Here is a 16,543-nt window from a genome sequence, read left to right as displayed (position 1 = left end):
TTTGCGTAAGTCCTAAAAATGACCGGGTGCGCGGTGCGGCTCTGTGTGAATGTCAGCGCAGGGAAACGCTTTTTTGCCTGTCTCCACAAGCGCTTGAGTCACAATCAAGAGTGATGAATCTCACTGCTAAGTTTAGGCGTGCTTGTCCAGGCTTAGTAGCCCGCGTGATTTTACTAGTGCAATACCAGTGATACAGACTGTGGCCAGCGCTGCGCTGACGGTGATGTGGAGTGCGCTGGGCTGCGCAAAGTAGAACAAGGTATTGAGTGCCGGAATAAAGAGTGCTGCCGCCAAAATCGACAAGGCGCTGCCGACCACCCACCACAACGTAGGATTGGGCCGCGTCAGTGACTTGAGTAGCTTGGGCGAGAGCGAGCGGTTGACGAAAATCAAGCCGATATTGCCTAGCACCATGACGCAAAAAGCCAGTGCCCGCGCTTGCTGATCGCCTAATTCCAGATACAGTGACGTGGCGTAACTGCCCAACACCACCGCTAGTAGTGCCAGTCCTTGTAGCAGGCCTTTGATGAGAATCTTGCGATCAAAAATGCTGGCATCGGTGGCGCGCGGGCCACGTTGCATCACCTCATCTTCTTCTGCCTCTGCTTCAAATACCAGGGAACAGGTCGGATCGATGATGAGCTGCAAGACCAGGATATGCACCGGCATTAAAAAGACAGGCCAACCCAGCATCACCGGGATCAAGGACATACCGATCACCGGGATATGTACGGCCACGATGAAGCTCACGGTTTTTCTGAGATTATCGAAGATGCGACGCCCCAGCTTAACTGCCGCCACTATCGACGAAAAATCGTCGTCCAGCAAGACCAGCGCGGCCGATTCGCGTGCTACATCGCTACCGCGTTTGCCCATCGCCACACCAATATGTGCAGCCTTCAGCGCCGGGGCATCATTGACGCCGTCGCCGGTCATGGCGACGATTTCTTTATTCGATTTAAGTACATTTACCAAACGCAGTTTTTGCTCGGGTTGCACCCGGCAAAAGATGTTGATGTCGCGGATTTTTTGCTGTAACTGGACGTCGCTCATTGCCGACATATCGGCCCCGGTCATGATGCCGCCAGGCGATAACAAACCACACAATTTTGCAATGCTGTTGGCGGTGGCGGGGTAGTCGCCCGTGATCATGATGACGCGTATGCCTGCGCTCTGGCATTCCTTGATGGCGGCCGGTACCGCGGGCCGTATCGGATCGGCCAGACCGATCAGGCCAACCAGTTCAAAGTCATAGTCATGCTGTATTGGTGGTAAATCGCCAAGCAGATCGCGTGCTTTAAAGATCGCTTTGGCCACCCCTAGCACACGCAAACCTTGTGCCGCCAGGGCGTTTACTTCTGCCATCAGCTTGGCGCACGCGCCTGCGGGTAAATGGCAAAGATCGGCGATTGCTTCCGGCGCGCCCTTGGTGGCGATCACATAGTGTTGATTATCCTTCGATTCCCAGACCCGCGACATGGCCAGTAATTCTTTCGAGAGCGGGTATTCGTTGACCAGATTCCAGCTCTGATGCAGATGCTCGGTATGCGTGAGCGTTGCCACCCCGGCCTCAAGTATCGCCACTTCCATAGGATCGAAAGGATCGCGGTGGCTGGCTAGAATCGCGTATTCGAGGACTTCGTGAAAGTCTTCCGGCAGTTGTTGGTCCGCGTGTCCCAGATGATGATATTGATCGCCACAAAAAATCTGCGCCACCGCCATTTTGTTTTGTGTCAGCGTGCCCGTCTTATCGACGCATAAGACGGTCGCTGCGCCTAAGGTTTCTATAGCGGGTACGCGGCGCGTTAAGACATTTTTTTGTGACAGACGCCATGCCCCCAAACCCAAAAACAAGGTCAGTACCACCGGTAATTCTTCCGGTATCAATGCCATTGCAAAGGTAATCCCGACCAGAATGCCCGCTAGCCAGTCACCCCGGCTATAGCCATACCAGAGTGCCAACAGGAGCGCGATACCGATACTTAGGCTAGCGACATATTTGACCACGCGCGCGGTTTCGAGCTGGACCCGGGTTGGCTCTTGCTCCAGTGCAAACAAGGCCTTGCCTATGCGCCCGATGGCGCTATCGCTGCCGGTGGCGATCACGCGCGCCATACCCTTGCCTTGTACTACTAGCGAGCCAGCGAATACAAAGGGCAGGTCGTCGCCGCCAGCCACTTCCATCTTGCTCGGCGCTGGGTCTAGCAAGGCCTTATTTACCGGCAAGGATTCCCCTGTCAGTAGCGATTCATCGACCGTCATATTCAGGCAAGACAGCAAAATAGCATCGGCTGGAACCCGGTCGCCTTCGGACAGCAAGATAAGATCGCCGCGTACTACTTCGCGCCCGGCAATGCGTTGCTGAACGCCATCACGCAACACTAAAGCGCGCGGACTGGAAAGCTCGCGCAGCGCCTCCAGGGCGCGTTCAGACTTGTGCTCTTGAAAGAAAGTGATGCTGATGATGACAAATACAAAGGCGAGTAAAACCAGCGCTTCTTGCTGGTTGCCCAGCAAGAGGTAAATGGCACCGCAGGCAATCAGCAGCAACAGCATGGGCTCTTTAATGACGCCCAGAGCAATGTGCCAGATACGGCGCGGCTTTGCCGAAGGGAGTTCGTTGTAGCCATCGCTGGCCAGCAGAGCGGCAGCGGCTTGCGCGCTCAGACCGGCGGTGGTGTCGGGTTCGCTTGGTCCAGCTGGAGTGGCTACATTTAGACTCATTGCGGGGCTTACCTCAGATAAATGCCGCGACATGCAACAGGCCTGGGCTTAGTGCAGCGGAGCGGCGTAGCGTAGTGGTCAATGGGATCGCCAAAGGCTTTTGTGACTTTACTAGCTTAAGCTCTGCCGGAATCTTTTTCTATGACCTAGCGCATACTTTTTGCTGGTTCTCAGTATGCCCAGACTGCAGGCTACGTGGGAAATAAGTCTTGGGCTGAGAGGTTGTACGGTGTGGTAACTAAGGTGTGAACTTGCGTATGACACTGTTCCTTAAACATGCTATGCGGGGCAATACGCCCGTGGATATTGACAGCTTAGATACGAAGCTTTAGGCACTTGCATAGCATACTCCCCCTAGTGTTTTTTAAGTACGCAGGCCATATATGCGCAAATAGGTCTATTTGATGTTAAAAATTGGGGAGTATATGTTTTTGTGGATTTCTGAGTGAGGGCATGATGGTATTTTTCCGTTAGCTGGCCTGGTTTTTCGTGCACCGTTAGCCAGCGGATACGCCAGGGCATAATGAGCTGCGTGCGATTACGCGAAGCACATCGCAGCTACTGAATTAAACGGTCATCGATCTGCCAGGATAATTTTGGCGACCCGGCTAACGCGCATATTCTATGCGGGTTCCCAGCCTGTCTGGCCTGTAGCCCGCATGGGGTATGCGGCTCCGGCTAGCTGTCGTTTTTTTCAGGCGTAGGCGAATGTCGCGGTGTTTTTAGCTGGCTTATCGAGCGCTTTTTCTATGGGGTTTTCGATGGCGTTTTCAATTCCACCGGGCGCTGGTTCGGCAGGGATAAACCACTGTAATTTCTCGCGCAGGCTAACCACTTCGCCGATGATGATCAGGCAGGGGGATAGAAATCCTTCTGCCTTGACCTTGGCGGCGATGTCGCTCAGATTGCCGGTAATCACGCGTTGGCGCTGGGTCGTGCCGTTTTCTATAACGGCCACCGGCATGACTGGTGTTTTACCATGCGCGATTAGTTGACGGCTGATTTCTGGCAAGGCACCCAGGCCCATGTAAATGACCACCGTCTGGCGCGGCTGCACCAGCGCATCCCAGGCCAGATTGAGGCTGCCATCTTTCAGGTGACCGGTGGTGATGATGCAAGACTGCGCATAGTCTCTATGGGTCAGAGGTATCCCGGCGTAGGCTGAGGCACCGCTGGCGCTGGTGATACCGGGCACTACCTCAAAGCGCACTTGCGCAGTCGCCAGCACTTCGGCCTCTTCGCCGCCACGCCCAAAGATGAAAGGGTCACCGCCCTTTAAACGCACCACATTTTTACCTTGCTTAGCCAAGCGCACCAACAAAGCATTGATGCCGTCTTGCGGCAGGCTGTGCCGGCTTTCCTGCTTGCCTACATAGATTAGTTCTGCATCGGCCTTAATCAGCGCCAGGATTTCTGTGCTGACCAGATGGTCGTACACCACCGCATCGGCCAGTGCCAGTAATTTGGCTGCGCGTACAGTCAAGAGATCCGGGTCGCCAGGGCCAGCGCCGACTAGATAAACCCTACCCTGAGTATGCCGTGGGCTAATGGCGGGGGAGGCGGGCGGCTGGCTCATGAGGGGTTCTCTGCTTGCTGTTCGGGATAAATTGATTTTATAGAGGCGTAGCTAGAAAATCGTTGACGCCTATCAATGAATAAGAATTTTGCGCAGAGTAATCTTGTGACACTCGCTGATGCAGCTGAGGGCGCGCTTCGCGGCAAAGATTTTGGTGCTTTGGCACTGTCGAATTCTTCCCTGCATGGTTGCGGCATTGAATCCCTGGCGATCAACTTTGAGAAAGGAGTGCTTGATTGGAAACGTCCCAAATACCCGCCGGCATTCCCGCAAGATGGGCGCTTGCGTCATTGCAAAGACTATTGCTGCTTTGTTGCCTGTGCGTGGGCGCTTTGCTGACGATACCGCTGGCACTGGCGGCTTCGCCTATGGCCGAAACGACTGCAAAGCAACCCAATCCAAGCCGCCGCGCCGAACTGATTACTCTGGTCCGTCAGGATTGCGGCTCTTGCCATGGTTTGACCCTGAAAGGCGGGCTAGGACCTGCCTTATTGCCCGCTACGCTTAAAGATAAGCCGGCCAGCAGCCTGCAAGCGACCATCTTGTTTGGGAGACCCGGCACCGCGATGCCGCCCTGGCAGCGTTTTTTGAGTGAGGCCGAAGCGGCATGGATAGTGGCGCAGTTACAAAAAGGATTTCCCGATGAAAAATAGATTTGCTCGTATCTTGTGTGTGGCTAGCGTGGCTTTACTCGGTGCTTGCGCTAGCTCAGTCAATACGCATCCATCTGCATTACGCGGCACTGGCGACTTGGGCGTGATCATAGAACGCGCCAGCGGTAGCGTACAGATCGTCGAAAGCACCCGTATGACATCGATCGCCAGCGTAACTGGCTTGGGCGACCTCTCGCATGCCTCGCTGGTGTATTCACGCGATGGCCGTTACGCCTATGTGTTCGGGCGCGACGGCGGCTTAAGCAAGGTCGATCTGCTGAAAGGCGCAATCGCCTTACGCGTTATGCAGGCAGGTAACAGCATAGGCGGCGCGATCTCGCAGGATGGCCGCTTTGTTGCGGCACAAAATTACACACCGGGCGGCGTGAAAATTTTCAAGTCCGATACTTTGGAGCTGGTGGCCGATATTCCGGCCGCATATGGCAGCGAAGGCAAATTTTCTAAAGTGGTGGGCTTGGCCGATGCGCCGGGCAATCGCTTTGTCTGGAGTCTGTTTGACGCCGGTGAAATCTGGACTGTCGACCTTAGCGATATTAAAAATCCACGCGTAGAAAAATTTAAGAACATAGGGCGCGAGCCGTATGATGGCCTGATCACGCCTGACGGTCGTTTTTATATGGCCGGTTTGTTCGGCGAAGATGGCATGGCCCTGCTCGATATGTGGCACCCGGAAAAAGGCGTGCGCCGTATCCTGGATGGTTATGGCAAGGGCAGTGAAAAACTTCCCGTGTACAAGATGCCGCACTTGCGCGGCTGGGCGGTGGCTGGGCGTTTCGCTTACGTGCCGGCGATAGGTCGCCATGAAGTGCTGGTGATGGATACCGAAAGCTGGAAAGAAGTGGCGCGCGTTAAGGTGGCGGGGCAGCCAGTGTTTGTGATTGCGCGTCCCGATGGCCGCCAGGTCTGGGTGAATTTTGCCTTCCCGGACAACGGCCAGGTTCAAGTGATCGATGTGGAAACACGCAGCGTGATCAAACATCTGGAACCAGGTAAAGCGGTATTGCATATGGAATTTACCCCACGTGGCGAAGCCGTCTGGATCTCGGCCCGGGATGACAATCGCGTGGTGATCTACGACACCAGTAATTTTGCAGTACGCAAAGAATTAGCGGCGCAGGCACCGAGCGGCATCTTCTTTACCAATCGCGCTGCGCGCATAGGGTTTTGAGATGAATGCCCCTTTGGATCTCCGTAGCAGCGGCTCTACAACTGCGTTTGAGTTTAATTTGTTAAATAGCTTTCAGCGCGATTTTCCTTTGCTGGCCAGACCGTATGCCGCGCTGGCGCAGCAATTGGCTAGCGATGAAGCCAGCGTGATCGCCAGCTTGCGTCATTTGCAGAACAGCGGTGCCATCAGCCGGGTCGGTGCCGTGTTCCGCCCGAATGTGCTCGGTGCCAGCGCATTGGCAGCCCTGGCGGTGCCGGCCGAACGCTTGGCCGAAGTGGCCGCCTTCGTCAGCGCCCGCGCCGAAGTCAATCACAATTACGAACGCGAGCATCACTACAACCTGTGGTTTGTCGCCACCGCCGCCACGCTAGAACATTTGCATGCCGCCTTGCATCAGATAGAACTGGCCTGCGAATGCGGTGCCGTTTTAATCTTGCCTATGCTGGAGGATTTTCATATTGATTTGGGCTTTGATCTGAGTGCATCCGGCCAGCATTATCGTGAACAGCTGGCACCGAACGCCTGTGAACTGCCAGCTCATTGCAAGCAAATTCAGCCCTTGAACCAGACAGAAAAAACTTTGCTGGCGGCGCTGCAACACGGCTTGCCCCTGGTGGCGCTACCGTTCGCCGAATTAGGCGTGCCGCAAAAATTTGCTTTGGCGACGCTGCAGCGCTGGTCTCAAGAAGGCGTGATCAAACGCTTCGGTGTCATCGTACGTCATCATGAGCTGGGCTTTAACGCTAACGCCATGGTGGTGTGGGATGTGCCGGATGCCGAGGTCAGCGCGGTAGGGCAGCGCATCGCCGCCTCCGGCAGAGTGACCTTGTGCTATCGCCGGCCAAGGCAGTTGCCGCACTGGCCTTACAATTTATTTTGCATGATCCATGGCAAAGACCGCGCCGAAGTGGAAGCACGCATAGGCGCATTAGCGCAAGCCTGCGGTTTGGATCACTATCCGCATACGAACTTGTTTAGCCAACGCCGCTTCAAGCAGCGCGGTGCGCATTACATGAACGCCAGCGCCGATCAGGAAAAAATGAAAGAGCTAGCCCATGGATGAGATAGATAAAGCCATCATCAATCATTTGCAAGGCGGCTTGCAGGTGTGCGAACGCCCGTATCAGCGCGCTGCGGATGAACTAGGCATCAGCGAAGACGCGCTGATTACGCGTCTGGCCAGCCTGCTAGAACGCGGCATCCTGACCCGTATTGGCCCGCTGTTTCAGATCGAAAAAGCCGGTGGCGCGTTTACTCTGGCAGCCTTGCATGCGCCAGCCGACCACTACGAAGTGATCGCTGCCAAAGTCAATGCCTTGCCCGAAGTGGCGCACAACTATGAGCGCGAGCACGCACTGAATATGTGGTTTGTCGTCGCCACTGAAACCCCAGCGCAGATTTTTGACGTCATTAAAGTGATAGAGCAAGAAACCGGATGCAGAGTGTTTAATTTTCCTAAGACTAAGGAATATTTTGTCGAGCTAAAGCTACGCGCCTGAACCTTATGAATAACGACCATCAAAATAATCACAACGAACTTGACCGCGCCATCATCGTCGCCACCCAGGGCGGCTTGCCGCTGGTGCCAAGGCCCTACCATCAGATCGCGGAACAATTGCAGATCAGCCCTGAGTTATTGATGCAGCGCATGAGCCAGATGCAGGGTAGCGGCGTGATACGTCGCATAGGCGTGGTGCCGAATCATTACGCGCTCGGGTATCGCGCCAATGGCATGTCGGTCTGGGATGTGCCTGATGAGCTGATAGACCAGCTCGGTGAGCAGGTCGGCAAGCTGCCTTTCGTCAGCCATTGCTACCGCCGCCCGCGCAATTTGCCGCAATGGCCGTACAACCTGTTTGCCATGGTGCATGGTAAGAGCCGCGAAGAAGTGGAAGTCCAGGTGGTGCAGATTGGCATACTACTGGGAGCGCAAGTGCGCGCGCATGAGATTTTGTATAGCACCCGTATTTTGAAAAAAACTGGTTTGAGATTATCAGAAAAAAATAGGGCCAAAAACGCTCCTAAGCCATTAACTCAGCCTACCGCATAGAGGAAAAAATCATGTTTCGTATCAGCCAATATATGCATGAAATCGCCGCACCAACTCCACTAGGACCTAAGCGCAATCCGCCCGGGCCGGTAGTAATCTGGAATCTGATACGCCGCTGCAATCTCACTTGCAAGCACTGCTATTCGATTTCTGCCGATAAGGATTTTGCCGGAGAATTGAGCACGGCCGAAGTGTTTACCACCATGGACGACCTGAAGAGTTTCGGGGTGCCGGTGCTGATCTTGTCCGGTGGTGAGCCTTTATTGCGCCCGGATATTTATGAGATCGCCAGACGCGCCAAACAGATGGGTTTTTATGTCGGCCTGTCCACCAACGGCACCCTGATCGATGAAAGCAATATCGCGCAAATCGCTGAGATCGGTTTTGATTATGTCGGCATCAGCTTAGATGGCATGCGTGCCACCCATGATGAATTTCGTCGTAAGCAAGGTGCGTTTGATGCATCGCTGCATGGGGTGCGTTTGTGCCGCGATGCTGGTATCAAGATCGGTGTGCGCTTCACACTGACGCAAGACAATGCCCACGATCTGCCGGCTTTGCTCAAACTGGTGGAGGAGGAAGGCATCGATAAATTCTATTTATCGCATTTGAATTACGCGGGGCGTGGCAACAAAAATCGCGCCCACGATGCCTTTTTGCAGACTACGCGCGACGCCATGGATCTGTTATTTGATACCTGCTGGTCGTATTTACAGCGCGGTCTGGAAAAAGAATTTGTCACCGGGAATAACGATGCTGATGGCGTCTATCTATTGCAATGGGTGCGCGCCCGCTTTCCGGAACGTGAAGCGGCATTGCGTGCCAAATTAGCGCAGTGGGGTGGCAATTCCTCAGGCGTGAATGTCGCGAATATCGATAATCTAGGCGTGGTACATCCCGATACCTTCTGGTGGCATTATCCGCTGGGCAATGTGCGCGAACGCAAATTTTCTGATATCTGGACCGATGTTTCTGATCCTTTAATGGCAGGCCTGAAAGCAGTGCCACGTCAAATTAAAGGGCGCTGCGGTGAGTGTAGTTATTTTGATGTCTGCGGCGGCAATACCCGGGTGCGCGCCTTGCAACTGACTAACGACCCATGGCAGGAAGATCCGGCTTGTTATCTGTCTGATCAAGAGATAGGAGTCAGCGGCGAACGCGAGCGTGTCACCTTATCGCCTTATATTCCTATCCGCGGAGTAAAAATAGCATGATGCCCTGGCCTCTGAATACTTTGTTGTTAGGCTTGCTGGCGGCATCCACATTTGCCGCTGCTGCCGATGCTCCTGTTGCGGTGGTCGAGGCCAAGATAGACGGCAATGCCCTGTATCAGACCAATTGCGCTTCCTGTCACGGTGCCGATAGACTAGGACTGAACGGCCCGGCCTTATTGCCGGGCAATCTGGAACGTTTGCGCCGTCCGGAGGCGATCAAAACCATCGCCGAAGGACGCATCGCGACCCAGATGCCGGGCTTTAGCGATAAGCTCAACGCCGCCGAAGTAAAGGCGCTGACTGACTTGATCTATACACCGCTGGCAAGCACGCCAGTCTGGGGTCTCAAGGAGATGCAAGCCTCGCGCATAGCTCATCAGACCAACAAGTTGCCGGATACGCCGGTGTTCACGGCCGATCCGCTGAATTTATTTATCGTGGTTGAACTGGGTGACCATCATGCGACGATTTTGGATGGCGACAAGTTTGAACCGATTACACGCTTTGCCACCCGTTATGCCCTGCACGGCGGCCCTAAATTTTCGCCCGATGGGCGCTATGTGTATTTTGCCTCGCGCGATGGCTGGGTCGCTAAATACGATATCTGGAATCTGACATTAATTTCCGAAATACGGGTCGGTATCAACACCCGCAATCTGGCCATCTCCAGCGATGGTCGTTACGCCATGATTGCCAATTATCTGCCGCACAGTATGGTAGTGCTAGACACCCAAGACCTGAGGCCGGTCAAAATCATAGACGTCAAAGACGATAGCGGTAAATCCTCACGCGTGTCGGCCGTGTATGACGCGGCCCCGCGCAATAGTTTTATCGCCGCATTGAAAGATATCCCAGAAGTATGGGAATTCAGCTATACCGATAAAAATGGCACACCATCGTTTCAGCCACGCCGCATCCAGTTGGATGACTACGTCGATGATTTTTTCTTCGATGGCAGTTACACCCATTTGATAGGATCTTCGCGTGGTGGCGTGGGTCAGGTTATCGATCTGAATGCCGGCAAAAGAATCACCACGGTGGCGCTGCCCGGTATGCCGCATCTGGGCTCGGGCATTACCTGGGCATATCAAGGCAAGCCTGTGCTGGCCACACCTAACTTAAAAGAAGGTGTGGTCACTGTCGTCGATATGACGAACTGGCAAATCGAAAAGCAAATTCCAACCTTGGGGCCTGGCTTTTTCATGCGCAGCCACGAAAATACGCCTTACGCCTGGGTCGATGTATTTAACGGCACTAAAGACCGTGACGTGATCCAGATCATAGACAAACAAAAACTCGAAGTGATCGCCCAGTTACGCCCCAGTCCGGGCAAGGTGGCCGCCCACACCGAGTTCAGCCGCGACGGCAAATATGCATTGGTGAGTATCTGGGAGAACGATGGCGAACTGGTGATTTACGATGCCAAAACCCTGCAGGTGGTGAAACGTCTTCCTATGAAAAAGCCTAGCGGTAAATATAATGTCTTCAATAAAATTACGCGCTCGGCCGGCACCAGCCATTAGGTGTTTGCGAGCACGATAGTAAGCGCAAACAGCCGCGTTTGATGGACATCAAGGCTGGAGAAATTAAAGCGCTGCATACTGAGGCGATTGACTATTTAGGAGTAAGCCATGAAATTGTTAAGCGATCTTTTTTCCACTGACTACGGTCGTGCAAGTATTGCCGGTATCGCCTTCATGATAGGCATGGGCGTGTTTTTCATCCGTTTTTTCATCCGCAAAATGGATGAAGAGACGCTCGCCGAGCAGAAAAAAATCAATAAGTAGTCGGTATCCTGATTACTCTTGTTTGAATTTTAATAGGCCCAGTGCGCATATTCCATGCGCCTCTCCGGCCTGCCTGCCCTGCAGCCCGCATGGGGATTGCGTGTCAGGGCAGGGCATAATTTCTCCGCTGATCATTCGTGCTTCAACTCATGCAGTTTGGGGCAAAGACTGATCCCATTTTGAGTTATTCTCTTGCGTGTATCTGTTGCCACCAGCTTCTCAATCTAGCTGAGCGTCAAGCTGACGGTGAGCCCACATTAAAACGCCTAAGGAATACTGCAAATGAAAAAACTTTTTACCCGAATTTCTATCCCGTTGTTGACTGCGATGATCTTGCTGAACAGCGGCTGTACTCGCATCGGTACCGGCGAAGTTGGCTTGCGGATTAATTTTGATAAAACCACTGATCCTGCCGAGCGTTTGCCGGGCACCTTTAATCAAACCATCATCGGCGATATTCTCACTTTCAAGATCCAGGATGTGGCGGTGGCTGTCGATAATATGACGCCGCTGGCTTCGGATAATTCGACCATCAAGGATTTCGATATGACGGTGGTGTACAACATTAACCCTAGCGCGGTATCTGAGTTATGGACCACCAAAAATCGTACTTTTCATGGAATCTCAGAAAAAGACAAAGACATTTTATTGATGCAAAATTACGTTGCCCTGAGTGCGCGCAATGCCGCCTACAAGGTGGCGCGTGGCTATGAATCGCTCAAGATGGCCGATAATCGCCCATTGATCGAGCAGCAGATACGCGAAAACATCATCAAGACGTTGACCGAAGAAAAACTGGCCGACAAAATTACGGTCTCGCAGATACAGGTGCGTGCAATCACTCCCGCCGACATCATCGTCAATAGCGCCAATGAATTGGTACGCGCCCAGAATGAACTCAAGACCAAGGAAGTAGAAGTGCAGACGGCTAAAAAAGAAGCGGAACGGATTGCCGCACTCAATGCCAATGCCGGAGCGATAGGTTACATGAACGCGATGGCCAACCTGAAAATCGCCGAAGGCGTCGCCAACGGCAAAGTCAATACCATCGTAGTGCCCTTCGATTTCCGGGGCATCGTCAACGCCAAGTAATTGAAGAATGCGCTTCGCTTGCTGTTTGTGGGGCGACATGCAAATGTTGCTCCAGTTGTTACAGAATTAGATGTGTATTTTACAAAATTTTGTTTGACTGCCGTCGCTTAGATCAGGATACTCGGGACTTATTTTTTTAAATCCATCTGAAGGACTCTCATGAAACTGAAATATGTTCTGAGCACCGCGCTGTTATTGGCAATCTCTGGTAGCGCTGCTGCTCAATCTCATCAATACCGTTTGAATGGCAATCTGAATGACGATTTCGGCGGACCTGCTCTGGTGAGTGCTGGCGGTAGCCTGAGCGCTAACGACTACAGCTTTGGAAAAAACCAGGGGCTGAAGATGGATGTGGCTTTGGGCGGCGTGTACACCGTTGATATGAGCTTTCATTTGAATAATCTGGGTGGGTATCAAAAGATAGTCGACTTCAGTAATCTGGCGAGCGACACTGGCATGTACGCCTATGGCACAAAATGGAGTTTTTACCCTGACGCCGCTGCGCTTTCCAGTCTCGCCAATGGCGTCGATGCACGATTGACCTTGACGCGTGACGCAGCTTCTATGGTGACCATGTATGTCAATGGCGCGCAAATCGCTAGCTTTAACGACAGCAGCAATCATGCAAATTTCGGCAGTAATCCTGCGCATTTTTTCATGGATGACGTCGCCACCAATAAAGCTGAAGCTGGCGTTGGCGCAGTTGACTACATCCGCACTTATGACCATGCACTCAATGCCAGCCAAGTGGCAAGTATGACGGCACCGGTACCAGAACCAGAAACCTATGCCATGTTATTGGCGGGCCTGGGTCTGTTCGCCGGGATCGCACGTAAAAGAAAGCAAGTGGAACAAGCCGATTAAGCTCAAAAAGTTTAATCGCTGATTCAAAAATCGCGTGATTAATTCATGCGATTTTTTTTGCCTTTGCGCCTGTTAATTCGCTGTGCGCAAAAAAAGGCCTGCAAACGCAGGCCCAAAACGGAAATCATGTTTGCTCGTCTGGCGAGGCTAACTTACTCGCTGGCGATCGGTACTGTTGCTGTCAATTTGATCTTACTGCTGCGCTTGGCAAGCAATTGAAACGCTTTCTTGGCTGCGCGATAAATTAAGCGTAGGAAAATCAAGGTCATCAAGGCTTCCAGCATCGTCAAACAAAATCCGACTACCGGGTTAGTGCGTTCCATGCGCAGCCGCATTTTTTCCATCATACGGTCACGCGCTATTTCTATGCTGTCGTAGAAGGTCGGTACTACCAGCAAGGTCAGAATGGTCGAGGTGATGGTGCCGCCTATGATGGCAATCGCCAGCGGACGGTAAAACTCGCCGCCTTCACCTAGGCCAATCGCGACTGGCATCATGCCGGCGATCAGGGCAAAGGTGGTCATCAGAATAGGGCGCAGGCGCATGCGTCCAGCATGCATTAAGGCGTCTTCGCGGCTGGCCCCTTCGGCTTCTTGTTTGCGTGCCGCATCCAATAACAAAATGGCGTTTTTGGCGACCAGACCCATTAGCATAATGATGCCGATGAAGCTCATCAGGTTGAGGGTGCCACCAGTCAGCATTAGAGCCAGCACGACGCCTATCAGTGACAGCGGCAAAGACAACATCACACCCAGCGGTGCCGTGAAGGAGCCGAACTGTATCACCAGGATCAGGTACATCAAACCTATACCTGACAGCAGGGCAATTAGCATGGCACCGAACACTTCCTGCTGATCCTGGCCCGAACCACCCAGCGACAAACCATAACCAGGTGGATAGTTAAAGGATTCTGCCAGTTTCATGGCGTCAGCAATCACTTCGCCGTTAGAGCGGCCCTGGGCATTGGCTGAGACCGTAATGGTGCGTTTGCCGTTGGCGTGTTCTATGCCGGACGGACCCTTGCCCATGCTCAGGCTTGCGATCTGGTCTAGCGGCACCATCTGATTGGTGCCAGTGACGGCAATCGGCAGACGTTCTATATTTTCTTTGCTGACCCTGTCATCCGGATGCAGGCGTACCGCCACATCACGCGCTTCGCCGGTAGGATCTACCCAATCGCCCACCTCTATTCCAGCAAACGCCACGCGCAGGGCTTGCGCCGCATCGCTGGCCGAGATTCCCATGGAGTTGGCGAGACCGCGATTGAGCTCTATCTTCAGCTCTTTTTTAGGATCTTGCTCAGACAGACCGATATCGACCGCGCCCGGCACCATGCGCAGTTTTTCCATATAGGCGTTGGTGATTTCCAGCAGTTTGCGCGAATCGGGACCGGTAAATTCTATCTGTACCGGTTTTCGGGCACCGTTGTTCAAATCATCGAGCACCACATATTCGGCACCGACCAGTACCCGCACTTTTTCACGCAGCTCAACCGCGATTTCCTTGGCGCTGCGTTTTCTTTCATTGCGTTTGCCGATATCAACATAGATGCGGCCACCGGCGGTCGTGATATTGCTATTGGTGTCTTTGGTTTCCGGCAGAGTACGCGCCAGTTCGGCGGCTCTTTCCATTTTCAGACGTGCATATTCCAGTGAGGACGAGGACGGTGTGCGCACCTCTATCATCAGGTTGCCAGAGTCGGCCACTGGCAAGAAACTGGTGCCGCCGAATTTCACTTGCAGGGCCAGTGCGCTGACCAGACTGACTAAGGCAATCGCACCCATGGCACGTCGGTGATGCAAGGCCCAGGCGATCACATTGCCATAACGGTCGGCCTGATGATCAAACCAGTCGTTAAAGCGCGCCAATACAAGGCTGATGCCTTTTTTTGGCGCTTTATGGTGGTCGGCCGGGTCGCCCCAGTAAGCCGACAGCATAGGATCGAGCGTAAAGGAGATTCCCAGGCTGACCAGTACTGAGCAAGTCACGGTTAGAGCAAACGGGCGGAACCACTCGCCTGGCATACCAGGCATGAAAGCCACCGGGATGAACACGGCGATGATGGAAAAGGTGGTCGAGGCCACTGCCATGCCGATTTCAGCGGTACCCTCCAGTGCTGCCGTGCGGCGGTCCGAGCCACGCTGCATGTGGCGGACGATGTTTTCTCGTACCACGATCGCATCATCGATCAGCACCCCTATCGCCAGCGACAGCCCGAGCAAAGTCATAAAATTGAGAGTAAAACCGCATAGCCAGACCGCGATAAAAGCTGCGATCACCGAGGTCGGCAAACTCAGTGCCGTGATCAGGGTAGAACGCCAGGAATTTAAAAAGGCATACACCACAAAAATCGTTAGCACCGCACCGAAAATCAGCGATTCGATCACATTGTTCAGACTATTTTGCGCATCTTTGCCTCCATCGCGGGTCACTTCCAGCTTGGTGCCGGGCTGAGTTTTTTCCAGATCTTTATTGATTTCTTTGGCCATCTCGCGCACTGCAGTGGCGACGCTGACCGTGCTGGCATCGCGTGAGCGGGTTACCTGTATGCCGACATTCGGTTTGCCGCTGCGTATGCTCATTCCATTCAGGTCGGCAAAGCCGTCTTGGATGGTGGCCACTTGCGCCAGACGCACGATCTGTTCGCCATTGCGCTTGACGACAATATTTTGGAATTCTTCCGGTGATTCTATGCGGCCAACCAGACGTATGCTTTCCTCATCGAGTGCGCCGCGCACTTTGCCGACTGGCGCATTGGTATTTTGGTTGCGCAAAGCGGTGACCACCTCGCCTACCGAGACATTGTATTCGCGCAGCTTTTCTGCCCGTAAAAGTACCGATAGTTCGCGTTTGAGTGCTCCGTTCACTACTACGGTGGCGACGCCGCTGATGCCGCGCAGCTTATTTGCAAGTGTGTCTTCGGCCAGACGCGAAATTTCTGCATGAGTCTGGCTGCTGGAAGACAGTGCCATATTCATGATCGGTTGGGTAGACGGATCAAAGCGCGTAAGTACCGGCTCGCGCATTTCGCTAGGCAGTTTATAGCGCACGCTAGAGATCACATTGCGCACCTCGTCACTAGCTTCTATCATGTTTTTCTTGAAGGAAAACAAGACCTCGAAACTGGCGCTACCCTCTTTTGAGCTGGAATACACCTCGGTCACGCCGGAGATGCTTTGCAGGGATTTTTCTATGCGGTTGATAATTTCACGCTCTACCGTGTCGGGTGAGGCGCCGGGATAGGCGATCGACACTTCCAGACCCGGCACCTCGACATCGGGGTTTTGATTCACGCGCAGTTTTGTCATGGCCAGCAAACCCATCGCCATCAGGGCCAGGATCAGGACGATAGTAGCCGTCGGTCGTTTAATGCTGAAGTCGGAGAGGAACATGA

Annotated in this window: 13 protein-coding genes; 10 read left to right on the top strand and 3 right to left on the bottom strand. The window is 53.4% G+C overall.

Annotation, left to right across the window (positions count from 1 at the left end; genetic code table 11):
- Nucleotides 1–132: 132 nt before the first annotated feature.
- Together ACO0K8_RS20175 and cobA are read right to left on the bottom strand one after the other, a co-directional pair.
- Entirely contained in the window at nucleotides 133–2,724 is a 2,592-nt protein-coding gene (locus tag ACO0K8_RS20175) for a cation-translocating P-type ATPase (protein WP_422948448.1), read from the bottom strand.
- Nucleotides 2,725–3,418: 694 nt separating this feature from the next.
- Nucleotides 3,419–4,300: a uroporphyrinogen-III C-methyltransferase gene (cobA, locus tag ACO0K8_RS20170; RefSeq protein WP_422948447.1), complete on the bottom strand. Its 882-nt coding sequence runs from the start codon at nucleotides 4,298–4,300 to the stop codon at nucleotides 3,419–3,421.
- 236 nt (nucleotides 4,301–4,536) lie between these two features.
- Between cobA and ACO0K8_RS20165 the strand changes: the two genes are divergently transcribed.
- The 10 genes from ACO0K8_RS20165 to ACO0K8_RS20120 all read left to right on the top strand — a co-directional run bounded on the left by ACO0K8_RS20165 (nucleotide 4,537) and on the right by ACO0K8_RS20120 (nucleotide 13,149).
- Nucleotides 4,537–4,953, top strand: coding sequence for a c-type cytochrome (locus ACO0K8_RS20165; protein WP_422948446.1), 417 nt, complete (start codon nucleotides 4,537–4,539; stop codon nucleotides 4,951–4,953).
- Nucleotides 4,943–6,142, top strand: a complete 1,200-nt coding sequence (locus ACO0K8_RS20160) for a cytochrome D1 domain-containing protein (RefSeq protein WP_422948445.1) — start codon at nucleotides 4,943–4,945, stop codon at nucleotides 6,140–6,142. Before ACO0K8_RS20165 ends, ACO0K8_RS20160 begins: the two co-directional genes overlap by 11 nt.
- Before the next feature lies 1 nt (nucleotide 6,143).
- Nucleotides 6,144–7,205, top strand: a complete 1,062-nt coding sequence (locus tag ACO0K8_RS20155) for an Lrp/AsnC family transcriptional regulator (protein WP_422948444.1) — start codon at nucleotides 6,144–6,146, stop codon at nucleotides 7,203–7,205.
- Entirely contained in the window at nucleotides 7,198–7,641 is a 444-nt protein-coding gene (locus ACO0K8_RS20150; protein WP_422948443.1) for an Lrp/AsnC family transcriptional regulator, read from the top strand. Before ACO0K8_RS20155 ends, ACO0K8_RS20150 begins: the two co-directional genes overlap by 8 nt.
- Before the next feature lie 5 nt (nucleotides 7,642–7,646).
- Nucleotides 7,647–8,192 carry an Lrp/AsnC family transcriptional regulator gene (locus tag ACO0K8_RS20145; RefSeq protein ID WP_422948442.1) on the top strand — a complete coding sequence of 182 codons (546 nt, stop codon included), beginning with the start codon at nucleotides 7,647–7,649 and terminating at the stop codon, nucleotides 8,190–8,192.
- Nucleotides 8,193–8,203: 11 nt separating this feature from the next.
- Nucleotides 8,204–9,406: a heme d1 biosynthesis radical SAM protein NirJ gene (nirJ, locus tag ACO0K8_RS20140; RefSeq protein WP_422948441.1), complete on the top strand. Its 1,203-nt coding sequence runs from the start codon at nucleotides 8,204–8,206 to the stop codon at nucleotides 9,404–9,406.
- On the top strand, nucleotides 9,403–10,929 hold the full coding sequence (locus tag ACO0K8_RS20135; protein ID WP_422948439.1) for a cytochrome D1 domain-containing protein: 1,527 nt from the start codon (nucleotides 9,403–9,405) through the stop codon (nucleotides 10,927–10,929). Before nirJ ends, ACO0K8_RS20135 begins: the two co-directional genes overlap by 4 nt.
- A 108-nt stretch (nucleotides 10,930–11,037) precedes the next feature.
- The gene (locus ACO0K8_RS20130) at nucleotides 11,038–11,193 is read left to right on the top strand and encodes a DUF3149 domain-containing protein (RefSeq protein WP_422948438.1); all 156 of its coding nucleotides are present in this window, start codon (nucleotides 11,038–11,040) and stop codon (nucleotides 11,191–11,193) included.
- 282 nt (nucleotides 11,194–11,475) lie between these two features.
- Nucleotides 11,476–12,285: an SPFH domain-containing protein gene (locus ACO0K8_RS20125; protein ID WP_422948437.1), complete on the top strand. Its 810-nt coding sequence runs from the start codon at nucleotides 11,476–11,478 to the stop codon at nucleotides 12,283–12,285.
- Nucleotides 12,286–12,444: 159 nt separating this feature from the next.
- A complete protein-coding gene (locus ACO0K8_RS20120) occupies nucleotides 12,445–13,149 on the top strand; it encodes a PEP-CTERM sorting domain-containing protein (RefSeq protein WP_422948436.1) in 705 nt (234 codons plus the stop codon).
- Nucleotides 13,150–13,301: 152 nt separating this feature from the next.
- On the opposite strand, the gene ACO0K8_RS20115 is transcribed toward ACO0K8_RS20120, so the two are convergent.
- Nucleotides 13,302–16,541 (bottom strand): efflux RND transporter permease subunit, encoded by a 3,240-nt coding sequence (locus tag ACO0K8_RS20115; protein WP_422948435.1) that lies wholly within the window; start codon nucleotides 16,539–16,541, stop codon nucleotides 13,302–13,304.
- Nucleotides 16,542–16,543: the final 2 nt, after the last annotated feature.

This window comes from Undibacterium sp. Ren11W (genome assembly GCF_049340485.1).
Lineage (GTDB): Bacteria > Pseudomonadota > Gammaproteobacteria > Burkholderiales > Burkholderiaceae_D > Undibacterium.
The sequence above is the reverse complement of the archived record's forward strand: the minus strand, read 5'-3'. Positions and strand labels throughout refer to the sequence as shown.